At 65.9% G+C, this 20,615-nt stretch carries 24 protein-coding genes and 2 tRNA genes; 9 read left to right on the forward strand and 17 right to left on the reverse strand.

Features of this window, described 5'->3' with window-relative positions; translation table 11 throughout:
- The first annotated feature begins 32 nt into the window (after window positions 1-32).
- From polA to L6Q96_10600, 4 genes are read left to right on the forward strand one after another with little or no spacing between them, the layout of a single operon-like run.
- The gene (gene polA, locus L6Q96_10585) at window positions 33-2,633 is read left to right on the forward strand and encodes a DNA polymerase I (protein ID MCK6555010.1); all 2,601 of its coding nucleotides are present in this window, start codon (window positions 33-35) and stop codon (window positions 2,631-2,633) included.
- Between the two features lie 44 nt (window positions 2,634-2,677).
- Window positions 2,678-3,253 carry a sigma-70 family RNA polymerase sigma factor gene (locus L6Q96_10590; protein MCK6555011.1) on the forward strand — a complete coding sequence of 192 codons (576 nt, stop codon included), beginning with the start codon at window positions 2,678-2,680 and terminating at the stop codon, window positions 3,251-3,253.
- A 48-nt stretch (window positions 3,254-3,301) separates the two neighbouring features.
- Window positions 3,302-3,820 carry a zf-HC2 domain-containing protein gene (locus tag L6Q96_10595; protein ID MCK6555012.1) on the forward strand — a complete coding sequence of 173 codons (519 nt, stop codon included), beginning with the start codon at window positions 3,302-3,304 and terminating at the stop codon, window positions 3,818-3,820.
- A gap of 2 nt (window positions 3,821-3,822) precedes the next feature.
- Window positions 3,823-4,305: a hypothetical protein gene (locus L6Q96_10600; protein MCK6555013.1), complete on the forward strand. Its 483-nt coding sequence runs from the start codon at window positions 3,823-3,825 to the stop codon at window positions 4,303-4,305.
- Between the two features lie 52 nt (window positions 4,306-4,357).
- Here L6Q96_10600 and L6Q96_10605 read toward each other — a convergent pair whose 3' ends face one another.
- The 12 genes from L6Q96_10605 to L6Q96_10660 form a co-directional block, all read right to left on the reverse strand.
- Complete coding sequence (locus L6Q96_10605; protein MCK6555014.1) at window positions 4,358-5,620, reverse strand: sulfate adenylyltransferase; 1,263 nt, start codon at window positions 5,618-5,620, stop codon at window positions 4,358-4,360.
- Window positions 5,621-5,648: 28 nt separating this feature from the next.
- Window positions 5,649-6,113 carry a hypothetical protein gene (locus tag L6Q96_10610; protein MCK6555015.1) on the reverse strand — a complete coding sequence of 155 codons (465 nt, stop codon included), beginning with the start codon at window positions 6,111-6,113 and terminating at the stop codon, window positions 5,649-5,651.
- Window positions 6,110-7,561: a DASS family sodium-coupled anion symporter gene (locus tag L6Q96_10615; GenBank protein ID MCK6555016.1), complete on the reverse strand. Its 1,452-nt coding sequence runs from the start codon at window positions 7,559-7,561 to the stop codon at window positions 6,110-6,112. The genes L6Q96_10610 and L6Q96_10615 overlap by 4 nt, the downstream gene beginning before the upstream one ends.
- Window positions 7,562-7,601: 40 nt before the next feature.
- Complete coding sequence (locus L6Q96_10620; protein ID MCK6555017.1) at window positions 7,602-8,825, reverse strand: hypothetical protein; 1,224 nt, start codon at window positions 8,823-8,825, stop codon at window positions 7,602-7,604.
- 2 nt (window positions 8,826-8,827) lie between these two features.
- On the reverse strand, window positions 8,828-9,529 hold the full coding sequence (locus L6Q96_10625) for a hypothetical protein (GenBank protein MCK6555018.1): 702 nt from the start codon (window positions 9,527-9,529) through the stop codon (window positions 8,828-8,830).
- A gap of 10 nt (window positions 9,530-9,539) precedes the next feature.
- Window positions 9,540-10,463 (reverse strand): cysteine synthase, encoded by a 924-nt coding sequence (locus L6Q96_10630; GenBank protein ID MCK6555019.1) that lies wholly within the window; start codon window positions 10,461-10,463, stop codon window positions 9,540-9,542.
- A 72-nt stretch (window positions 10,464-10,535) separates the two neighbouring features.
- The gene (locus L6Q96_10635; protein MCK6555020.1) at window positions 10,536-10,811 is read right to left on the reverse strand and encodes a MoaD/ThiS family protein; all 276 of its coding nucleotides are present in this window, start codon (window positions 10,809-10,811) and stop codon (window positions 10,536-10,538) included.
- Window positions 10,812-10,980: 169 nt separating this feature from the next.
- Window positions 10,981-11,712 (reverse strand): HesA/MoeB/ThiF family protein, encoded by a 732-nt coding sequence (locus L6Q96_10640; GenBank protein MCK6555021.1) that lies wholly within the window; start codon window positions 11,710-11,712, stop codon window positions 10,981-10,983.
- 7 nt (window positions 11,713-11,719) lie between these two features.
- Window positions 11,720-12,676, reverse strand: coding sequence for an outer membrane protein assembly factor BamD (bamD, locus tag L6Q96_10645; protein ID MCK6555022.1), 957 nt, complete (start codon window positions 12,674-12,676; stop codon window positions 11,720-11,722).
- A gap of 30 nt (window positions 12,677-12,706) precedes the next feature.
- Window positions 12,707-13,414: a hypothetical protein gene (locus tag L6Q96_10650; protein MCK6555023.1), complete on the reverse strand. Its 708-nt coding sequence runs from the start codon at window positions 13,412-13,414 to the stop codon at window positions 12,707-12,709.
- Window positions 13,415-13,417: 3 nt separating this feature from the next.
- The gene (locus L6Q96_10655) at window positions 13,418-13,906 is read right to left on the reverse strand and encodes a hypothetical protein (GenBank protein MCK6555024.1); all 489 of its coding nucleotides are present in this window, start codon (window positions 13,904-13,906) and stop codon (window positions 13,418-13,420) included.
- A gap of 143 nt (window positions 13,907-14,049) precedes the next feature.
- A tRNA-Gly gene (locus L6Q96_10660) sits at window positions 14,050-14,123 on the reverse strand.
- Window positions 14,124-14,464: 341 nt separating this feature from the next.
- Here L6Q96_10660 and L6Q96_10665 point away from each other — a divergent pair.
- Window positions 14,465-14,938, forward strand: a complete 474-nt coding sequence (locus tag L6Q96_10665; protein ID MCK6555025.1) for a hypothetical protein — start codon at window positions 14,465-14,467, stop codon at window positions 14,936-14,938.
- Window positions 14,939-15,031: 93 nt separating this feature from the next.
- Here the strand turns inward: L6Q96_10665 and L6Q96_10670 are convergent, their stop codons facing one another.
- On the reverse strand, window positions 15,032-15,385 hold the full coding sequence (locus L6Q96_10670; GenBank protein ID MCK6555026.1) for a PKD domain-containing protein: 354 nt from the start codon (window positions 15,383-15,385) through the stop codon (window positions 15,032-15,034).
- A 272-nt stretch (window positions 15,386-15,657) separates the two neighbouring features.
- On the opposite strand from L6Q96_10670, the gene L6Q96_10675 reads away from it, so the two are divergent.
- A tRNA-Cys gene (locus L6Q96_10675) sits at window positions 15,658-15,730 on the forward strand.
- A gap of 29 nt (window positions 15,731-15,759) precedes the next feature.
- Here L6Q96_10675 and L6Q96_10680 read toward each other — a convergent pair.
- The 4 genes from L6Q96_10680 to L6Q96_10695 form a co-directional block, all read right to left on the reverse strand.
- On the reverse strand, window positions 15,760-16,245 hold the full coding sequence (locus L6Q96_10680; protein ID MCK6555027.1) for a peroxiredoxin: 486 nt from the start codon (window positions 16,243-16,245) through the stop codon (window positions 15,760-15,762).
- Window positions 16,246-16,790: 545 nt separating this feature from the next.
- Complete coding sequence (locus L6Q96_10685) at window positions 16,791-17,255, reverse strand: hypothetical protein (GenBank protein ID MCK6555028.1); 465 nt, start codon at window positions 17,253-17,255, stop codon at window positions 16,791-16,793.
- A 78-nt stretch (window positions 17,256-17,333) separates the two neighbouring features.
- Window positions 17,334-17,888 carry a hypothetical protein gene (locus L6Q96_10690; protein MCK6555029.1) on the reverse strand — a complete coding sequence of 185 codons (555 nt, stop codon included), beginning with the start codon at window positions 17,886-17,888 and terminating at the stop codon, window positions 17,334-17,336.
- A 195-nt stretch (window positions 17,889-18,083) separates the two neighbouring features.
- Window positions 18,084-18,293, reverse strand: a complete 210-nt coding sequence (locus L6Q96_10695) for a hypothetical protein (protein MCK6555030.1) — start codon at window positions 18,291-18,293, stop codon at window positions 18,084-18,086.
- Between the two features lie 746 nt (window positions 18,294-19,039).
- Between L6Q96_10695 and L6Q96_10700 the strand changes: the two genes are divergently transcribed.
- From L6Q96_10700 to L6Q96_10710, 3 genes are all read left to right on the forward strand, one after another.
- The gene (locus L6Q96_10700) at window positions 19,040-19,468 is read left to right on the forward strand and encodes a hypothetical protein (protein MCK6555031.1); all 429 of its coding nucleotides are present in this window, start codon (window positions 19,040-19,042) and stop codon (window positions 19,466-19,468) included.
- Entirely contained in the window at window positions 19,447-19,722 is a 276-nt protein-coding gene (locus L6Q96_10705) for a DUF4258 domain-containing protein (GenBank protein MCK6555032.1), read from the forward strand. Before L6Q96_10700 ends, L6Q96_10705 begins: the two co-directional genes overlap by 22 nt.
- A gap of 82 nt (window positions 19,723-19,804) precedes the next feature.
- Entirely contained in the window at window positions 19,805-19,984 is a 180-nt protein-coding gene (locus L6Q96_10710) for a hypothetical protein (GenBank protein ID MCK6555033.1), read from the forward strand.
- The last annotated feature ends 631 nt before the right edge of the window (window positions 19,985-20,615 follow it).

Genomic DNA, 20,615 nt, shown 5'->3' on the forward strand with positions numbered 1-20,615 from the left:
GGTGCGCCTTTGTTACGGTCGCGGCCTCGCACATGCCGAGCCAACGGCCCGTACTCTACCTGATCGACGCCAGTTCCTACGTTTACCGCGCTTTCCACGCTCTGCCGCCGCTGACGAGCCCAACCGGTCTGCCGACGAACGCGGTGTACGGCTTCAGCACGATGTTGATGAAGCTGCTGCGCGAGGTGCAGCCCGGCTACGTCGCCGCGGTGTTCGATACACCGGGGCCGACGTTCCGGGACGACCTTTTTGCCGCGTACAAGGCCAACCGACCGCTGATGCCGGACGACCTGGCCGTACAGTTGCCGCTCGTCCACGAAGTGGTCGACGCCTTCGGAATCTACAGTCTCGCCGTGCCGGGCGTTGAGGCCGACGACGTCATCGGGTCGGTTGCGGTTCGTACGGCCGCGGCCGGTGCCGACGTCGTCATCGTCTCCGGAGACAAGGACCTGATGCAACTGGTGGGCCCTGCGGTGCGAGTGTGGGACACGATGCGGGATCGCATTTTCGACGAAGTTGCTGTGCGCGAGCGCTGGGGGGTCGCGCCGGCTCGGATCCCGGACGTCATGGGACTGATGGGGGACGCCGTTGACAACATCCCGGGCGTCAAGGGTATCGGGGAGAAGACCGCGACGGCCTTGATTCAGCACTTTGGCAGCGTCGAGGAGTTGCTGGCTCGCCTCGACGAGCTGGCACGGTCCACCACCATCCGTGGCGCAAAGAAACTCGCGTCGACCCTGCGGGATGAAGCCGAGGGGGCGCGGTTGAGCCGTACCCTCGCCGTCGTCCGCTGCGATGTCGATCTCGACTGCGACCTCGAACGCTTCCGGCTGCGGCCCCGCGCAAACGACGTCCTGCGTGCCATCTTCGGTCGGTTGGGCTTTCAAAGTCTGGTTCGCGATATTGCCGCCACCGCACCGGCGGTCACCGTGACGGCCGAACGAGTCGGCGACCCGTCGAAGTGGGACGACCTCGCGGCGCTAGCCCGTGCGGCCGGGCAAATCGCGATCGCCTGGGCCCCGGGGGGTGCCGGCGCCGGCACGATCACTCTGGCTCCACCCGGGCGGACACCGGTCGAGGTACCGCTCGACGATGCGGCGGCAGTCGCGGGCGTGCTCGGGGTGTTGTGTGATCCGCAGGTGGAAAAGGTGGCTCACGACTGGAAGCACGACTTGCACGGGCTGGCGGCGTTGACGGACATTGACAGCATGGGGCCGGCGTTCGATGCCATGGTTGCCTCGTATCTGCTCGAGGCGACCGCGACCCACGAGCTCCAGGAGCTGGCGATAGCGGTACTCGGGGCGCGATTGCCGGCCTTCCGGGCCGAACCGGCGTGGATGGCCAGCGGCGTGTCGGTACTCTGCGAGCTGCGTAATCGACTGGCCCCGCGTCTGGAACAACAGGGGTTGACGCGGCTCTTTTTCGACCTGGAGATGCCGCTGGTTACCGTCCTCACGCGCATGGAGCGACACGGCATCCGAGTCGATGCGGCTGCCCTGGCCGACATGGGCGCCGAAATGACCCTGCGCCTCGCCGCGCTCGAAAAGGAGATCTACGAGTTGGCGGGCGGCCCGTTCAACATCGGCTCGCCGGCGCAGTTGCGTGAAGTCTTGTTCGAACGTCTGGCGCTGCCCCGCAAGGGCGTGAAGCGAACCAAGACGGGGCTGTCGACCGACGTGGACGTACTCTCCCGCCTGGCGGCGATCCATCCGCTGCCGCAGAAGATCCTCGACTACCGCTCGGTCGCCAAGCTGAAGTCGACCTATGTCGACGCCCTGCAGGCGGCGTTGAATCCGCAAACCGGGCGTTTGCACACGACGTTCAATCAGACGGTTGCGACCACGGGCAGATTAAGCTCAAGCGATCCGAACCTGCAGAACATTCCGGTCCGGACGGAAGAGGGGCGCCGCATCCGGCAGGCGTTCGTAGCGGCCGATGGCTGCCGTCTGGTGGTCGCGGACTACTCCCAGATAGAGCTGAGATTGCTGGCGCATCTATCCGGGGACGCGGCGTTGGTCGCCGCCTTTCAGGCCGGGGATGACGTACATACGCGGACCGCAGCCGAGGTGTTCGAGGTACTACCTGGTGTGGTAAGCGCAGAAATGCGCCGAGCCGCGAAGGCGATCAACTTCGGTATAATCTATGGCATGGGTCCGCCACGGCTGGCGCGCGAACTGGGGATCCCGCTCGAACGGGCGGAAGCGTACATCGGTAACTACTTTGCGCGCTATGCGGGAGTGCGTTCTTATCTGGAGGCGACGCTGGCCGAGGCGAGGGAGCGCGGCTACGTGACGACGCTTCTGGGGCGCCGGCGCGGGGTGCCCGATCTGATCAGTGTGGACCGGCGGGTTGCCCAGGCCGCGGAGCGCGTAGCGGCGAACACGCCCATCCAGGGCTCGGCCGCCGACCTGATCAAACTGGCAATGGTCGCCATCGACCGCCGTATCCGCGCCGAGCGGCTGCCGGTTGCAATGCTCTTGCAGGTGCATGACGAACTCGTTTTCGAGGTGCCCGAGGCGCGGTGCGACGAGGTTGCCACACTGGTGTGCCGAGAGATGGAAACGGTGTATCCGCTGCGCGTGCCGCTGCGCGTCGACGTGGGCAGCGGTCGAACGTGGGCAGAGGCTCACTGAAGAGCTGAATAACGACTATGGCAGCCCGTCTATAGGGTGTCGCGGTGGAGCGCAGCGACGGAGATCTGGTCCGGGCGGTCCGCCACGGCGACCGGGACGCGTTTCGGGTCCTCGTGGAGCGGTACCAGCGGAAGGTTACCGCGGTGGCGCTCGGTATGGTCCGGAACCGGGAGGATGCGCTCGATATCGCCCAGGAAACCTTCGTCAAGGCATTCGAAAGCCTGCAGAACTTCAAAGGTGATTCGAGCTTTTACACATGGATCTACCGCATCGTCGTGAATCTGGCCATCGACTTCCGCCGCCGCGAACGGCGGCGGCCGACGGTGCCAATCGAGGAACCGGCGAACGCGGAAGGCGATCGGGGCTATACGCTCCAGCTGAAGGAGGAGCGGCTGGCGGACCCCTTCGAGCAAGCGCAGGCGCGGGAAATCGGCGCGCGGGTGGCGGCCGCGGTAGACGAGTTGACCCCCGATCACAAAGCCGTCATACTCCTGCGCGAAGTGGAAGGTCTCTCCTACGAAGAGATCAGTCGGGTGATGCAGTGCTCGAAAGGTACCGTCATGAGTCGGCTGCATTATGCCCGGAAAAAACTCCAGAAGAAGTTGCAGGACTGCCTGTAGGTCTTGCGCCGCAACAGGGTTCCGCGGAACGACCGTCGAGGATGCCACATGACGTGCCGTGAAGCGGCCAACCTGATTCCCCTCCTGTTCGATGGCGAGTTGGCACCGCACCAGATGCGTGCGGTGGTGCTGCACAGCACGCTGTGCCCCGAGTGCGAGGTGGAGTTACGCAGCCTCGAGCATCTCCAAAAGCTCGTGCGTGGTAGCGTGAGCGCGGCGGTCGACGGCATAGATTTCAGCGATTTCTGGCCCGGGATCGAACGGCGGTTGGTCGTCGAACCGCGCACCCTCTGGCAGCGACTCGTACAGTGGTGGGAAGGTACCGAGCGCTGGCCGGTCCGCGTGCCGGCCTACGCCGCACTCGCAGCGGCCGCTGCATTTGCGATGTTCTATGCGGCCCAGTCCGGCCGCCCTGCCGCACCGGGGCAGCTCCAGATGGCTGCGGGCGGAGCGGCCTGGATCGACTCGGTGGACGCGGACGTCGAGGCCGTTCTGTTGCTGGAAGATCGGGAATCGCAGACCGCTCTGCTCTGGGTGGGTGACCGATTCCCGGGTGAGGCGGAGTGACGGTGCGATCCGGGGTCGTTGTTGCCGCGGTCGTTCTCGGGGCTCTGCCGCGGTTGGTGGCGGCAGAGGGCGAGAGTGCGGCAGCGCAAAGTCCCACCCCGAGCGCGGTGGAAGTCAGTATCGGCGCCGTCCGCGCGAGCAGCGCGGGCGACGATTTCGATCCGCGCCTCGTGTCGATGCGGCCGCAACTCGGCCGCCTTTTCCCACACTACTCGTCGTACCAGTTGGTCGACCAGGCGACCCGGCAGGTGCCGTGGGGAGACAAGGTCCGCCTCGACATTCCCGGTGACCGCTACATCCTCGTGATTCCAAGGCGGATCAAGGACGATCGAGTTTCGCTGCGCGTCATCATGGTCGAAGGGCGCCGACCGACGATGCACACCACACTGTCCCTCAAGAGCGGCGCGACGTTGCTGGTCGGCGGTCCGCGCGACGCACAGGGGAGTGTGCTGATCGTCGCCATCGACGCCGCACCGGTGCGCTGATGCTTCCGGAAGCCTCCGTTACGTCGACTTTGCCCGCATCTGAGTCGCGCCCTCAAGCCTTCGCTGCGGTTTCCCGGTAGTAGCCGATCAGGATGTCCGCAATCTCGGGCCGGAGGATACGGTTGTCCGGGCGCTCGCCTTTCGTCAAAATTTCGCGAATCTTCGATCCCGAGATCGTGACGGGTTTCTCCTGCGGGTGCGCCTCCATCAGATCGACGCGGCCGACGGTCTCGAAGTAGGCAGCAAAGCCGATCTTGCAGGGCTGGATGCGCAGATCGCCCCGCAAATTGCCGAAGATCTCCTGCGCATCGAAGTCACCCCAGATCGCCGCGCCGTCGTCGAAAGGCGCGTCCGCATGCTTGCGCCCGATGACGATATCGGTGAAGCCGAGGTTCTGACGGTAGATGGCGTGCATCACCGCTTCCTTCGGACCGCCGTAAAGCATCTTGATGTCGAGGCCCATGAGCTCGAAGACCTCGGTGAGGTCGTATCCTCGTCCGCCCCAGAGAGCTTCGTCCTTGTCGCCCTGACCCAGTAGCTGACGCTCGTGAAGGGTGCGATAACAGCGCATCCGCACGCGCGCGGGAACGTCGTCGCCCTTGAGTTCGCCGATCAGGGGATTGAGCACCACCCCCGCAAACGCGCCTTCTCGCGTCAGCCGTTCGACCCCGGCAACCAGCGCGTATTCGTGTGCGCGGTGCAGAGGATTGCGGGTTTGAAAAGCCAGCGCGCGTTCCCAACGGCGTTCGGCAATCAGGGTCCGGGCCTGCCGCGGCGACATGACGAACTCGGCATACTCTGGGTCCACCGCCTGCGGCAGCGCCCACAGTTCCCCGCCGATCAGCGTGCTGCGCGGATCGTCCATCAACATGTGACCACCCGGATGATCGGTGCGCGTGGTGCCGTAGAACCGGGCCAGATGCTTGGGCTTGTCCCACGCAAACACGCTGGAGACGCGAACGATGGCGACGATCTGGCCTTCGTACACCACAGCCGCAGAATGACCCACACGCAGTTGGCGCGCTTCGGCGTCGGTGACCGGAAAGGATATCGGCGCTGTCCACGCATAGCGGCGGAAGCCGAAGTCGATAGCGTCGTGATCGAGGACGCTGTGCCAGGTTTCTTCGTCCATCGGACCCGACAGCGGGGACAATGTGCCGTCGGCAATACGGTAAACGGTCGAGAGATCGGCGCGACTGACCTCGACCCTGGGAAGCTGCGACGCTTCGGCGAGGAACTGCGTCCGACGCGAAAGCGGTACGATACGGGAAATCGGGGCATCAAGGCCGCCGTGGACCGGAACGAGATCTGGCATGGTTCGATACTCCTTTGTCTGTACGAAATCAGTCGTCCATTACCCGGATGTCGCAGCCGGCCAGTGTCGGTAGCCGGACCGCTGCGCCGCGGGAGAGAAAGCGCGTGACCCACGACGGCTTCTCGGTGACTAGCACCGCCGCCGCGGCGTTGCACTCCTTGACGGCGCGCAGGCAGATGTCCCCGGGGTCGCCGGTCTCGACACACGCCGAAGCCGCAACCCCGGCCTCGGCCGCACGCGCGGCGACGGCTCGACCGTAGGCTTCCGCCTCCGCCCGCTGCTCTCGCTCGACGATCGCCACAACGCCGTCGCTGACCCACTCGCCCACCCATCCCTCGTCCGTAAGAGTGTGGGCGACGCGCCGGGTGAGTTCGGACCCGACAACGACGACAACGACGAGCGGCACTCCCGCATCCCGCGCCCGCTCTATGGCGTAGGCCTCGGCCCCGGGCGCTTGCGCTCCCAGGGGTATTACCAGCACGACACCGTTCATCTGGAGCCCGTAATGTGCAACCCGATAAGCGGCCAGTACCAGTTGGCCAGGGCGTTGAAAGTAATCCAGGATACGACCGCGAGGAGAATCCCGGGTACGACCATGTCGCGAGTCGTAAGGTGTCCGGACGAATACGCAATCGCGTTGGCCGGAGTGCCGATCGGCAGCGTGTAACCGAGGCCGGCCGGGACCGCGATCGTCAAAGCCATTACCCGCGGATCCATTCCGTACGCCGCGGCAATGCCCAGACTCACCGGCATCAGGAGCGCAACCACCGCCGAGTTGCTCATGGCTTCTGTCAGCACGATGCCGAGCAACGACAGGACCGCAATGACTTCCGTACCCGAGGTGGCCCAACGAGTAATGGTCACCTGCGCAATCCACGCGGCGGCCCCCGATTGATTGATGGCCGAACCGAGGGAAATGGCGCCGCCATACATCAGTAGAACGCCCCAGTTGACGTAACCCTCGACTTCGCGCCACGTGACGAGGCCCAGCACGAACAGTACCACCACGGCACCCAGGGCTATGTTTGCCAGGCCGAATTCCTCGCCGCCGACAATCCAGGCCGCCAGCGTGATCAGCATGATCCCGGCAATCGCGCCCTCGGTGTAGCGCATACGGCCGAGGGCCAGACTCTTGGCGCGCAACACCGCATCGGCCGCACGGACGTCTTCGACGTCGATGGGGAAGAATGCGACGATCACGCAATAACAAATCGCCAACAGAACCACGACGAGCGGCAAAATCGCGACCGACCACTCGGCGAAGCTGAACGACAGGCCCGTGGACTCGCGAAGCATGCCGATGGCCAGCGGCGCCCGGGCACCGCCGAGCATCGTGGCCACACCGCCAATCGTCGTCCCCCAGGCCAGCGCCAGAAACATGGCCTTGCCGTAATTGCTGCGGCCGCGACGCAGACCCAGCACCGCGACGATCTCCAAAACGATCGGGAAGTTCATCGCGGCAACGGCGTGTTCGGACATCAAGAAGGACATGACGGCATTCAGGATCAACACGCTGGTCAGCAGCATGCGCGGGCTCTTCCCGAAGCGCCGCAGGATGGTCAGCGCCAGCCGCGTGCTCAATCCCGACTTCATCAAACACGCGGCCAGGATGAATACGCCCAGAATGAAGAACACCGCCTCGTTGCCGAAAAGCGCATACGCTTTCGTGGCCGGCATGACCCCCGTCAGCGGCAACATGATGATCGCCAGCACACCGGTGACCATCAATGGCAGGACGTCGAAAACCCAGTAGAACACGCACAAAGCGAAGATGGCGAGGGCCTTCTGACCCGCCACGCTGAGGCCTTCCGGCGCCGGTAAAGCCAATACGAGGCCATAGAGTCCGATCCCGATGGCGACCAGCAGCGGACGCAGGCTGCGGCTGACGAGGACCATCCAGAGCGGACGCGTGTCGATGACTATGTCCGGCGGTGTGGGCATGGGGAAGCGCAAGTCGAGCCGGCGGTGGCGGTTACGAACCTCAGAGATGCGAGGAATCGAACGACTCGCTCGCCGTGCGCACACGGAGTTGCCGGCGCAGGCGGGCCAGATTCCGGGTTGCCAACGTGCCCAACCAGGAGCGGTAAAATTGCTGTCGGCGCACCTCCGCGCGGGCCTCGTCGCCGGCAAAGAAGCGCGCTTCCAGTGGCGTAACGGCAAAGCTCATGTCGCGCAGCCATCCCATGTTGATGCGAGCCCGGCGCACCGCGTGGAACAGATGCGTGTAGACCGGCGCGAGCCCGCTTGCCGTTTGCCCGCGCGACCGCAATGCGGCGCGGGCCAACACCAGCACCGGGACCACGCCCGCAGCCACCAGTGCGTCGATGCCTGCCGTCGTCGACTCCGGCGGCTCCAGCCCGACCGCCAGGTCGGTCCACACGGTTCCGCTCGGGAACACTACCGCCGCGTGGCCGAGCGCATCGAGGATGCGCGCGCGCCCGATGCGCCCGGCGCGACCGGGACAGTACGCGGCGAACGCGCCCGCGGCGTAGGCTTCGAGGTTGTAACTGATGGCATCGACCCCCATCGCGTAGGTCCGGTGGATCCATCCGTGTTCCGTCGGCGGGTGCATTTGCACTGCCACCAGAGTGTCGAAATGTCGCTTCACGGCACGGACGTAAGGTTCCAGAAACGCGATGCCGGCGTCGGGCCCTTCGAACGGTCCGATGTTGAAGTACACGAACTCCGCTACGCCTTCTTCGAACGCGGCGCCCACCGCCTCGGTCACCTCCTCGGGCGAGAACGGGAAGAGGTCGTCGGGCGATCGGACTCCTCCCTCTGTACACAGAATGCACGGCCCGCCCCGCAGGGCCATGCCGCACGAACCCCGGGGGTTGACGACCACACAGGTCCCTTGCACCCGGGCGACCTCGGCCAGTAATCGCCCACTCGTGGTGCGACGACCGTAGAACTCCGGCGGCGCGACGAGCCGCCCCGGAACCACTGCGCCGTCACGGCGCAGGTCGGCCCGGGTATCGACACCCTCTAACGCAAACGGGGAAGAGCCCGCGACGGGATCGACGACCGGCGCGTTCACCCAGACGTCATCGTGCAACTGCAGTTCGACGCCGAGGGTTCCGTCGGATCGGGTCGGGGGCCCGCAGACGGTCGCTGCCGATGCCGCCAGCCCGGGGCTGAGCGTGACTCCGTGCCAGGCCAGGTCGACCTTCAGCAGGCCGGGATTAGCCGTAACCTCCGGGGGCATGGTTACCGCCCAGGGGAGCGCACAGGAACGGGGGCGACGCTGCCGCCCGCACAGCTTCCCGCGGGGTTCAATGCCATCGCCGCCACCGTGCCGCAAGCGGCGTCGTAAGCGAGGCAGTTACTCCCCGGCGAGTCCGGCATCCCCAGTAGAACCTTCAGCGCTTCCGTAGCCAGAACTGCCCCGGTCCATGCCGTGGCAGCCGGAGCCAGCGTGGTATCGGCCGATCGTATCCCTTCGATCGCCTTACCGATGCAGGCCGGACAGGCGTGCGCACCTTCGTTCCCGGGATGGGGGAGCCCGACACGGGCGACCCATGCAAGGGGACCCTCGGAGTGGCCCCACAGCAGTGCCCGTTCGGCGGCAAAACAGGCCTCATATGCCGGCTCCAGCTCCGCCACGGTCCCAACGCATACCACCAGCGCGCACGTGGATGCGACGTTGCGGAGCGCTTCCGCATTCGGCGCGCCCGACCAGGTCTCGATCCGCGCATCCGGGGCCGACCGGCCAGCCGCGGGCGGTTTCCGTGCAACGCGCACCAGTCGCCCGACTCCGGCCGCTGCCAGGTAGACGAGAGCCGTGTCGCCGGCGACATGATCGCCGACCACCACCACCGCCGTGCCCAACAATCTTTCCTGACCACGGCCGCCGACCGGCTGCAGAATGATCTGGCGGCTGTAACGTTCGATCTGCCGGTCCGTGAGCACGCCGATCCTCTCAGCCTGCTGCAATGCGTTGGCGGTACTCGCGCCAACCCACCCACAGGTTGGTGCTCAGATAGCGGTCCCCAAAGTCACAAAAGATCAGGACGACGACCCCGGAGTCCAGCTCGCGCGCAACCTGCAACGCGGCCACCATCGCCGCGCCGGAGGACTGGCCGACGACCAGACCTTCGTCGGCCGCAATGCGGTACACGGCCTCGTAAGCGGCGTCGGTCGAGACGCCGATCTTCCGGTCGAGTTCTTTCTCCTGATAAATCCCCGGCACGATCGAGCTGGCCATGTGCTTGAGTCCCTCGATGCCGTGCCAGGCATCGTCAGGTTCCGCAGCGCACACCTGAATGGCGGGGTTGCGCTCTTTGAGGTACCGCCCCGTGCCCATGATTGTACCGCCGGTGCCGATCCCGGCCACGAAATGGGTCACGGTTCCGGCGGTCGCCGCCCAGATCTCCGGTCCCGTGCTCTCGTAATGGGCCAGAGGGTTCACCGGGTTGAAGTACTGGTTCGGCTTAAAATATCGGTCGCCCTCCCGTTCGAGGATCGACCGGCAGAGAAGGATCGCCCCGTCGGAGCCTTCGAGCGGGTCGCTGTAGATTACGCGAGCGCCGTACGCCTGCACGATCTGCTTGCGTTCGCGACTGACGTTGGCCGGCATTACCAGTTCGACCGGATAGCCGAGCGCCGCACCGGCCATCGCCAGAGCGATGCCGGTGTTGCCCGAGGTCGAGTCGATGATCGCCTTCCCGGGGCGTAACTGCCCGGTCCGCAGTCCGTCCCGTACCATCCACACCGCCGGCCGGTCCTTGACCGAGCCGCCGGGGTTGAATCCCTCGAGTTTTGCCAGCAGACGCACTCGCGGAGATACGCCGTCGCGGAACCGCTGAATTTCCACCAACGGTGTATTGCCGACCAGGTCGAGGATGGAGCCGGCCCGGGCGGGGCGCTCCGACGCTTGCGCCGCCCGCGGCTGCCCGGCCCGGGTACCTGCCACCGTTCACCCTCCGGCGATCGCCGGCACGATCGAGATCTCGTCGCCGTCTTTCACCACGGTGTCGAGGCTGCTGAGGAACCGAATGTCGTCCCCGTTCACGTAGATATTGACGAAGCGGCGCACGCGGCCCTGTTCGTCGCAGAGGCGCTCTTTGATGCCGGGGTAGCGCTGCTCGAGGTCGTCGACGACCCTGCCGATCGTGTCGCCCGCAAGGCTAACCTCTTCGGCGCCTCCGGTGAAGCGGCGTAAAGGGGTTGGAATTCGCACGCGGACACTCATGCTCCCTCTCCTTATGACGGACCGCACGGTGGGTCCGTGTGTGCAGGTGCGAGGCCAACGGCCGCAGCGAGGTTCGCGTACCGTGCCCGTAATCGCCAGCCTGCCAGAGTTCTCGCTACTATAAGTCCGCGACCGAGCGAAAGCCAAGCCGGGCCGCGCACCCGATCGCTCAGGCGTCCGCTCCGGAATCGACGCCGGCACCGGTGCTCCCGACTCCCGGCTCCGTTCCGCAGGCACCGCAGGCCGGGTTGCGCGCGAGCGCTATCGTGCGCCAACGTCGGCGCACGGCGTCGCAGGTCAGCAGCCGATTGCCGACTCCAAGACCGAGGAGGTAGCGCAGTGCCTCGGCCGCTTGCAGCGCGCCGATGATGCCCGCAACGGGCCCGAGTATGCCCGTCTCCTGACAGGTTGGAACCTCGCCGTCCCCCGGGCACACCGGGAACAGGCAGCGCAGGCAGGCCGTACGGTGCGGCAGGACGGTGAGCACCTGGCCCTCGAATCCGACGACCCCGGCGTGGACAAAGGGTATCCCCGCCGCGACTGCCGCGTCGTTCACGAGGTACTTCGCGCTGGCCCGATCGGTCCCGTCAATCGCCACCTGAAAGCGTGGGAGGATGTCCGGTGCATTGCCCGGAGTCACGTATTCGCCGATGGTTGTGAAGTGGGTCGACGGGTATTGCGATCGGAGATGAGCGGCCGCGGCGGTAGCCTTCGGTCGGCCGATATCGGCGTCGTCGAATAAGACCTGACGGGGTAGGTTCGACAGCTCCACGACGTCGCCGTCGATCAAACCGACGGTGCCAACTCCCGCGCGGGCGAGAACCGCGGCTGCCGGGCAGCCGAGACCGCCTACTCCGATGATGAGCACACGGCTGGCGCACAGCCTGTCACGCGGCGTCACGTTGCCTTCAGTAAGCCCCACCGCGCCCGAACGGGCTTCCCCCGCCACCGAACGGTCCACCGCCCTGGCCGAACCCTCCCGGTGAGCCTGCTCCCGCAAGTCCGGGGCGTGGCGGCTTCGCACTCAGATCCGGCATGCGGATCGGCTCGATGTCCAGGGTACTGCGCTGCCTGCCGTTGGCGGCGAGCAAGGCGCCGAGCGGGTCGCCGCCCCCGGTGGCCGGCAAGTCGGCCGGTAGCTTTGCCAGTTCTTCTTCGGCTCGCGGCAACTCCGGACTCGTGGGTTGGGCGTCAATCAAGGCGAGGTAGGCGAGTGCCGCCTGTTCGGGTCGTTTCTGACTGCCGTAGTAGTTGCCCAGCTCGATCAGCGCCTCGGCCGCGGCCGGCGTCTCCTGATAGCGCGAGGCCAAAGTCAGCATGCGCACTTCGGCGGCGCGGAAGTTTTCGCGCCTCCTGTAGAAATTGGCGACGTACAGATCGTGCGCAGCCAGCCGATCGCGGCATTCCGCCAGACGTTCGCGGGCGAGCTCGGCAAACGGACTGTCGGGATACTGGCGGGACACCGTCAGGAAATACGTATGCGCATTACGCGCGGCGGTTTGGTCGCGGTCTAAGGTGTTCATCTGCCGCAGGTAGCACATCCCCAGATAGTACCCGACAAACGGTAGATTCGGGCTGGTCGGGTGACGGCGCTGGAAATCGGTCAGAGCCACGACCGCCTCCGGGTAACTTCCGGCCAGATAATAGGCGTGCGCAATTCTGAGTTCGGCTTCCTCGCTGTGCTCGCTGAACGGGTGTTGGTCGAGCAATTCGTTGAATTGCTCGATAGCCATGTCCAATGCGCCCGTGCGGAAGCTGTCGTTCGCGGTCGTGAAGTACTGCTCCGACGTCTGCCCTTTCTTGCCCGCGCACCCGGCGAGGGCCGCGGCGGCAAGTGCCAAGCCGATGATGATGACCGTTCTCATTAGGTGGAAATTATGCCTGACGCGATCGCCTTACAGCAAGATCGTCCAGACACGGCCGGCGTCCCACAACCTGGCTTGCACGTCTGGCCAAACCTCCCACAACGAGTCCCCGAGGAGCTGCCGGGGTGCCTCGGCACCGTAGAAGATGAGCAGACCGCAATCGTAGCGCCAGCTACGCGACGGGTCGCCCGTGGTCGCAACGTACATGGCAACCCGGTACACGGCGCGGTCCAGCTCGGACCGGTCTCCGTCGTAGACGATCTCGCCGGCGGCCCCGAACGGCAGAGGGTGCTGCAATCGGAAACCCGGCGCGATGGCCCTGGTTGGCGCCTTGATGACCGCACGCCGGCTATCGACGATCTCCGGGACGGCGGCGGCGAGACGGTCGAAGGTGCGCTCGACGAACGGGAGCGACGGGCCGATAGCGGTTTCGTGCTGGGTCGGCCCTCGCTCGGGGCCCTCGTAACGGAACACGTTGAAGGGCTCCGTGCGTATCTCGCGACGGCGACACCAGGCGGCCACCGCTGTGTCGATGCGGTCGTACAGGATGCGCTGCCGGAACACGGCGCCGGCGTCAAAACGCTTGCGGGTGCGTCCGGCATGCTCGGCCTGCGCCTTGTCGATCAGGAGGCGCACACAGCGCCGGTCGCTCACCACCTCGTCGTCGGCCAGACCCGCACCCAGGGCTTCGAAAAAAGCGCGTCCACTTTCGCGGCGCGCGTCGAGCGGGGTCGGCATGCTTCAAGTACGGTGTCGGCGCGCGGCACCCCGGCGACGGCCGGCCAGACCCGCCGATGCCACCGGCTCCGGACGCGCACCGAGGGCAGCCTCGATCCGCTCCGAAAGCAGCTTGAAAGCCGGTTCGCCCTGCAACACGAGATCGTCGTAGAGCTCCTCGAGGTCGGCCTGCTCCAGGGCGACCGCCACCGCCAGCGCATCGTCCAGCGTGGCCGCCCCGGAAGCTCTTTCCTCCAGGCGCTTCAGATCGGCATCGAGGTTGTCCAGTCGCACGCTGTACTCGGGCAGGAACGGTCCGTCCCGGTCTTCTTCCTGGAACGACGCCAACTCGCGGCGCAGCACGTCGGAATGCGTTTCCTCTTCGAGCGCCAGCTCGCGCCAGAGGCGGACCCGATCCGGATCGCCGGCGAACCGCTCCGCCAGATGCCGGTAGACCCTCGCCGTGCGACCGGCAAGGTTACTGCAGCGCTCCAGGATGTCGACGATGTACACTGCGAACCTCCCGCCGGCTATGCGTGACCGGTCTGTACCCGGTGAGCTTTACCGAATTCACGCCGACCTTCAACCTCGTTGCGGTCGCCGATGTTCGGCCGGAAAAACCAAGGGCCCCGCTGCCGACGGGGCCCTTGGGAACAAGCGGGCGACCGGGATCGAACCGGCGACCTTATGCTTGGCAAGCATACGCTCTAGCCAGCTGAGCTACGCCCGCGTAACGATCACCTCGCATAGCGAAGTAGCGTTGCAGTGTAAAGCGCCGGACGATACCCGTCACCGGCCAGGCCGAGCTATCTCGAATCGTTCATGAATCTGGCGGCGCGCGTCGATACGGCCCCGGAAGGAACGGACCCTACCCCTGAATTAACGGGTCGATTCGTCCAATCCGGGCCACCCAACGTTAAAGCTGAGTAGCGTCTTCCCCTTGGAGGCGCATATCGAGGGGTGAGCGGGTCGGCGCCAACAATTGGTCCCGGGCACTGCCCGCGCCGAGGGGATCTGTGCTTGACTCCGGCCCCGATCGAATACCGTCAAGGCTCAACCGTCCAAAGCGGCATGGATCGCATTAGAAAACACCTCCTCCCCAAGCGTCGGATCGCGGAACGCCTGCGGCGGATGGGCCTGAGCGTACGCTCGGTCCCCTCCACCGCCGGTTACGACCTGCTCGTCAACGACTCGGTCCGAGTCGCCTTGCGCGTCGCCTTTCCGCGGATGCGCCGTCATCACGTCACCGTGCGTCAGCGCCGGTACACCTATCGGTATCGCTCGTGGCACTTCAACTTCCACCACCACGGCAAGTTCGGCCGGCAGTACGCCGACGTGTTCGTCTGTCTCGCCCTCGAACCGCGTCACCCGTCGCGCGAAGAGGTTTTCGTCATCCCCTGGGAATCGGTGAGCGGAAAGACCTTCTCGCTGCACGCCTCGAAGAAGCGCTACGCCGGGCGGTACGCGGCATTCGTAAACCGCTGGCGGGTCATCGAGCAGGCCGCTTCCTCGAGGACCGGCACGGGCCTGCCGAGGGTTGCCTGAAAGAGACCCGGCACCGCCTTTCGGCACGATCAGGGCAAGCGGTGACGTCAGTCGGCGCGTGAACGCGCCGACCCTGCCCACCCCCGGCGGCCTCTACTCGATCTCCTCGGCCGGGGGGTCGACTTGCACCCCGACTTCGTACGATCCCGCCGCTCCCCTGGCGGTCGTGGCCCGCACCCGGGTTGTGAATGACCCGGGTGCGGTGAACTCGTGTTCGACCGGATTCCCGGCGGCGCTGCCGCCGTCGCCGAACTCCCAGTTGCAGGTGTAGCTGTCGCCGCCCGCTTCGACGCGCGCTTCGAACCGGACCCGCAGCGGCGCTTTGCCGATGTCGGGAACGGCGTCGGCCTCCACGGTCACCGGCGGCGGCTCCTCGGGTGCAGGATCGACGGCCGCAGGTGCTGTCAGGGCGCGGTCTTCGAGATCCGGCTCGATGCGAGCCGGCACCGTCGGCCGCCGGAGCGCGCGCGGCGGCGTGGCACGCGCGACTGCCGGCGTTGCCGGCCGTTGCGCAGTCCCCGACTCGACCGTCCGCGGCTCTGGCGAGCACCCGAGCAGCAGAGCGCCAGCGAGGATGACGGCCGATCTCGAGCGGGATCGGCGACTCGTGTGCGAGTGACGGTCCATTCGGCGCCTTGCTTTTGGTTTGCGAACCACGCTAGCTTCTTCTTGGCTGGTGCTGGCACAACAAGGGCCTGCCGGCTTCCGCAGGTTGCAACGGCGGCGTACCCAAGTGGCTAAGGGAGAGGTCTGCAAAACCTCCATGCAGCGGTTCGAATCCGCTCGCCGCCTTTCTCCTCCCCCGCCACTCCCCTTGCGGGTCAGAGCTTGCTAAGGACCGCTTCGGCACTCGATACGGTCAGCCCGGGCCCGGGCTCGACGAGCAGCTCTTTGACGACCCCGTCCCTTACGATCATTGCGTAGCGTTGCGACCGCAACCCCATGCCGAACCCGCTGGCGTCGAGCGTCAAGCCGAGGGCCCGCGTTAGATCGCCGTTGCCGTCGGCGAGCATTCGGACCTTGCCCCTGGCGCGATTTGCGTCGCCCCAGGCCCCCATGACGAAGGCGTCGTTCACCGCGAGGCACACGATTTCGTCAACCCCGCGGTCCCGTATGTCCGCCGCCTTTTCCACGAATCCGGGGAGATGCTTCATCGAGCATGTCGGCGTGAAAGCCCCCGGCACGGCGAAGACCACGACGGTCTTGCCCTTGAACACGTCCCCCAGGGTCACATCCTGAGGGCCACCCGCGCCCATTTCCTTGAGCGTAACGTTCAGTGGAAGGCTGTCGCCGGCCTTTATCGCCATGATGCGTCCTCCTGGTTGTCGATTGTTGGCGACGCTTCGCGAGCGTCTCCCATCGTCTACAGGAGCCCCTGTCCGTCTTCAACCGCACCCGCCGGCAATCTCTCGCGGGACGTTCGCCGATGTTCGCCGCCACCGAGTCTGAGCTGGCCGGCGTTGCGGGCCTTCCAGGCAGAGCGAAGCGAGGTGGCATTGGGCACCAGGTGCGCGGACGCTCACCGCCGACTTCCGTCACGCCCTCTGTGCTGCTGAGTAGATGTCTCCGTGCATCGCCCACGACGACGGGTTCACCGAATATTTACGGTGCCACCGCGTGTGGACCCTCTGCACCCACGTTCGACTCGGCGCGTGTGGCCTCCGAGTGAGGCGGATAGCCCGCATAAAGCACCAAGTTGACGTAACACCCGAGTATCAGACGTTGCCAGCCCCCAGCCGCCGCACGAGAATCTCAGTCAGCCACCCGTATAGCCAAGCATCAGCCTGAGCTCGCGTCCTGCCTGTCCGGCCGCCGGATAATTGGTGCCTGGCTGGAATTTCCGGGAATTTCGTTAGCGGTAGGGCCCGTGGCGCGGGGCTTCGGCTTGGACGACCGTGACCCGGCGAACGCCGCGCTCGGGCTGTTCGACCATTTCCGCGTCGAGCTCGGCGTTCCAGCTCAGGCGGCGACAGGCGGAGCATTCCCGGACCGAGAAGGTGCCGTGCGGCTTGAAGGGGCCCCACCACGGGGCCAGCCAGCAGACCGCCAGCGGCTCGCCGCCGTCTTCGCGCACCAGGTGCAGCGGCGAAGTGGCGGGGCAGGGACACGCGTCGGCGACGTCCTGTCGGCGCCAGTCCACGTGCCCGCAGGCAAGGCACAGGAACCAGGAGATGCCGGCGAGGTTGCCGAACGGCGTAAAGCGGGCGGCGGGGTCGTCGGGCGTGCGGGCGCCGATCAGCGTTTCGAAGCGGGTCGGAGTGGGGGAGAACAGGGCGGTCAGCGAATGGAGTTGGTCGCGCAGCCCGCGCTCGACCATGGGGCCGATGCGCCAGAAGGTGGTGCTATCGCAGCGGCAGGGCCGCGTGGGGTGGGCGCCGAAGGTGGGAATGGGAGGCTAGTCGCCTTTTTGCTTCAGCTTGGCGGCGATGGTGAGGGGGGCCCAGAAAGTGTTCCCAGCCCAGGTTCCCGCAAGAATCGCCGTGCACAGCAACGACCTGCCGCTAGACCAAATCTTGGCGGAGCCTTTGGTGAAGCCAGTGACCGGATTCAGTGTTTGATCCGGACCGAAAGGCGCCGTAGCACCCGTTGCAAACTGCACCGTCGCCCCTGGCGCCACAGCCAGCGCCGGCGAAGCATTCAGCAACGCTCCGTTGGCGTCGAACAACTGAACCGCCACGTTGGCCGACGTGCCTGTGGGATTGGTGCACGAAAAAATCGTCGACAGCCCCGCTGCATGCGCCGCGCCTGGCACCGAGTAAACCTGATAGGCGGTACCCGTCGGAGCACCACCGCCGACGAACTGAGCGCGCGCTGCGCTGGTCAAAGCGAGCAGGGAACCAAGAACCAACACCGAAGCTTTTTTCATGAGCAGGCCTCCATCGCCAAACAACGAGCGCATCTTCCCGATCAGGTACGGAGGGATCAAGCTTTTCTTGCGGATAGCCCGCATAAAGCACCAAGTTGACGTAACACCCGAGTATCAGACGTTGCCAGCCCCCAGCCGCCGCACGAGAATCTCAGTCAGCCACCCGTATACGGGGCGGACAAAGCGCCTGTCAAACACATTCGGCAGCACATTCGGCGGAAATTCGTGAGGCCAACGGGAGGCCGCGCCTGATGCCGGGCGCACCCGGGCCCGGACAGGTCACTCAGTGATCCAGTCGGTGGGGGGCTCGACGCCAGGCAACCAGCCGGCGACCTTGGCCGGCACTGGTGTCGGCGCCTCGGTCGGCAGACCGAGATGGCCCAGAATCTTCTTGATGACGGCGTGGTCGGTGATCGTCGCTATCAAACGCAGCCGGCCGCCACACTCCGGGCAAGCGAGAACGTCGATGGCGAACGTCCGTTCCAACAACGAGGCCCACGTGGAGTACTTGGGCCGTACATACCCGGGACCTGGCGGGGGTGGTCGCGGCGTGGCCGGGTCGCCATCAACGGGCTCGGCCGCAGGCGCCACGGTGGGCGCTGTGCCGACAGGATCAGTGGCCGCTTCACCAGTGGCTGGCGGCGCAGCGCGACGCAGGGCCCCTTCGTGCGCCCGCCGCCTACACTCGCCCGCGCCATTTCGCGTGGGCTGACCTGCTCCGCCGAATCTTCTGTTCGACATTCTCGCTTGCACCGAATGCGGCGGGCGCTTGCGCCTGATAACGACCATTGCCGACAGGTCCGCCGGCCCGTCCGCCGAAGGCTTCGGGCCGCAGGCGAGAGGCCTCCGGAGTGCGGGTCCGCCGGTGATTGCAAAGATACTGAACCATCTCGGGCCGCCCGCCAGTCCGCCCGTTGCCGAACCCGACCTTCGCCGAGGCTTCGGCCGGCAGGCAGCGCGCCCCCCTCCATGGCTGCCTGGATTCGGGACGGCTGACGAATACCGCCACTGAGCGGCGCCACCCCGGCTCAGCATGGCCGAGCCTTGCCCGAAACCATGGCTCCGGGGTGGCTCCGGGCGGGGTGGCTCCGGGCGTTGACACCGGCTGCCGACCCGCAGTAAGCCGCCGCTCGGCGGCAAGGCGACGGTGAAACCGGCCCGGATCAGTTCCGGAAGGAGCGAGGTCGAAGGTCTGATATGGGATGTTACGCTAAATACTTTAGCTAATACGGACTATGCGCGACCGGCGGTGGTTGGTGGGGCTGTTCGATCGCAATGGCTGGCGTCTGCGCCCGCGCTGGCCACGGCGGACCATCCACACGTCGTTCGGCCGTGAGTACCGAGCCTGGATGGGGGAATGCGGCGATGGCTGCCTCCTCTTCTTCCGAGTCGGCAGATTCATCGAGTTCCGCGGACCGCAGCGTTTGCGGGCGGAGCGGGTTCTCGGCTTGCGTCGTGTGGCGCTGCCGCGCGGTGGCTACCTCTTCGCCGCGGGTTTTCCAGTCTCGTTGCTGCGCCGCTACGTGGCGCGGGCGCTGGCCGCCGGGTCGTCAGTGATCTTGCCCTTACGAACCTTCGCTGGCCCGCATCGGGGGGCGATCGTAGCGTGGGCTTCACGAGAAGACGTTGGGGCGGAGGCTGAATGGCGACGCGTCTTTCCCTGATCCGGGCTGCGATCGAGGCCGGGAACTACCTGACCACCGACCATGCCGACCAGGGGATGGAGGATGACGATCTCAGCCCGCTCGATGTCGAGCATGCGATCATGCACGGTGTAATCCGCAAGAGGGAAACCGACAATCCACGCGGGCCGCGATGGGAGATCGTTGGCCCGGCAGAAGATGGCCGGGAGATTGCCGTCGTGCTCAGGATGGGTGGAGTCGGTGTGTTGATTATTACGGTCTACGAGAGGAAATAGGGGCATGCCGCGAAATTCGCTTAAGCCGAGTCAATGTGAGTACTGCGAAAGCCGCCGCTTTGTTCGCAGGACCGTCGACAAGATGCACCGCCACCGTGGGCAGTATTACCTGGTGCGCGGGGTTCCGGTCGTGGTGTGTTTGGGCTGCGGCGCGCGCTACTGGCCAGGCAGCGTGTTACGCGACATTGTGGCCTCGATCGACAAGCGCGGCCGCGGTCGTGAGCAGTTGAGCGTGCCGGTGGTCCAGCTTACGGCGGCGTAGGATCGGCGCAGGCGAAGCACCCCGCGGCAAGGGATCAAGACACCCATGTTGTACTAACGAAGAGGGATCAAGACACCCATGTTGTACTAATGCCAGAACTGACGAGACACCCATCCGCGATGGCCGTGGGCGACCGGGTTGGTACGTTGGCGACCGGCAACCGGACGTGCTGGCGGTGGTCCGATACGGAGGTTGTTCGCGCCGTCGACGCATCACGTGGACTCCCGAGCTCCCCGTGTTCGAGGTGACGACGGTGGCGTTGGTCAAACGGGCCAGGGGTTGCCGGACACGCGGGGGTTGTCCTCCGAATGAGGACACAGGCTCAACGGACGCAATTACCGCGGCGGCCTGCCGGTGCAACCGTGTCCTTCCGGCAGAGATGCGAAGCGCAATTTTATCGAGGGGATTTCCGGGCGCGTAGCGCTCAGCCAGCGGGCCCTGCGTCATTGACGCGACGCTGGGCGAGGCTGGCCAGGGTTTTGCGATAGTTCCAGGGCATCCAGATGGTCGGGATGGAGGGGGACCAAGGGGGACCAAGACACCCACCTCGGCATAATGCCGACGACTCGATCAGGTCGGAAACTCGCACGGCGGCCACATCGAGGAGAACGAGCTTCTGGCTCGAGTGCGG

It is taken from the genome of Candidatus Binatia bacterium, assembly GCA_023150935.1.
Lineage (GTDB): Bacteria > Desulfobacterota > Binatia > HRBIN30 > HRBIN30 > JAKLJW01.